We start from the raw sequence: 1,430 nt of genomic DNA on the forward strand, positions 1-1,430 counted from the left end.
CGAGGAGATCTCCAAAGGATAGAAACTATCCTTCAACACCATTTGACAAAGAGCCCGAATTGCTTATCAAACTGAACATCAATATGATGTGTCCGCAATTCTTTCTTCAGCCGTTTTAAATCAGCATTGATTGTGCTTCGACTAACTGAGAGCATTTTTGTAAAATCGTCGATCGTTAACCGCGTATCATGCCAAAAAATTTTGCTATACTCAAATCCAATCCTAAAGTTCGGTTCTTCCCAGTAATTAACTTTCTCTCGATCACCGTTACCTGCAAGCTTCAATGCATGAGCTATCTCAGAGCGATCACCGGAAATCTCATAGCTGGTGACAACCTTCTTCTTAACGGGTGTAAATTTCGATTCTAATAGGAAATCAACAATTTCCACCAAATCATTATGAATTGTACGTTTCGATACACCGAACAGTCCCTGAATATCTTCTTGTGATACCGCCCCTTTCTCACACAGCATACTAAGTAAGACCTTGCTCCTTTCATTCAACATTCTATCGGCCTCCTTATGATTAATTATTAGGCAAAAATTAGGCAAAAACCAGTTCGTTTTTTTTCTTCATTTTGGTAAGCACCAACATTGCAACACTAATAAACATCTAAGATATTACATGCCACTTGTCAAAGAGAAGAACGAACTTTTAAATACTTTGTATCGGGTTGACATCAGTCAAAAATATGAATCCGATGCCAATACAAATCAGCCTTTTCACAAGGTAACATTAATTCTATTTAATAGTTCAGAAAGAATCATACTATTTTTAGTCACGTGATTTACTAGCTGTTATAACTTATTTGTATTGGAATGATTTATATTTTCTTATTCACTTGATTCTTATAAGAGTACCAAAGATCCTTTCTACGTGTATATAGAAACAACAAAAAAGCTTCTAAAAATGGTTCTAAAATAACTGTTGTTGGTAATCAAGATTATTTCTTGATTACTAACAGCAGTTTTCTTTATATAATGAAATTCAAGAAAACACAAAAAAAGGATATAGTCACAGACTTATATCCATCCACTACCACATTTCAAGAGAAAGAAGTGACTACATCCCATGTCCAATGATACTAAATTTATCCTAGGTATTGAAGACCCAAACATAAAAAATGTAAAGATCAGTAATCCCTACATCAATAAGGGACCGCTTGAAGTCCAAGGTGTTTTGAACTATCGTCCAAAAGCTTGTCCAAAGTGTGGCGTTTTAAATCGCAAGAGCATTATCAATTACGGTTGGCGGTGGACAAATGTTAGGTTACCTCGAACGTCTGAACGGGAAGTTTTATTAAAGCTCAAAAAGCGATATTTCAAGTGCAAAGAATGTGAACAGTATTTCTTGGCAGAAACGCCAATCGTTAAGAGAAATCGTACGATTTCCAACCTAAGTCGACTAGCATGCTTTGAAAAAATGAGTGA

The 1,430-nt window shown here is 35.5% G+C and carries 2 protein-coding genes; one reads left to right on the plus strand and one right to left on the minus strand.

Annotation, left to right across the window (positions count from 1 at the left end):
* Window positions 1–32: 32 nt before the first annotated feature.
* Complete coding sequence (locus IV54_RS09690; protein WP_057879134.1) at window positions 33–506, minus strand: DeoR family transcriptional regulator; 474 nt, start codon at window positions 504–506, stop codon at window positions 33–35.
* Window positions 507–1,071: 565 nt separating this feature from the next.
* Here IV54_RS09690 and IV54_RS11610 point away from each other — a divergent pair.
* Window positions 1,072–1,430: transposase family protein (locus IV54_RS11610; RefSeq protein ID WP_162259329.1), on the plus strand; the 359-nt coding region annotated here is incomplete at its 3' end.

Origin of the sequence: Levilactobacillus paucivorans (assembly GCF_001437125.1) — a bacterium.
Taxonomy (GTDB): domain Bacteria; phylum Bacillota; class Bacilli; order Lactobacillales; family Lactobacillaceae; genus Levilactobacillus; species Levilactobacillus paucivorans.

Coding starts and splice junctions, on each gene's coding strand:
- IV54_RS09690 (WP_057879134.1), bottom strand. CDS start 506: ATGTTGAATGAAAGGAGCAAGGTCTTACTTAGTATGCTGTGTGAGAAA.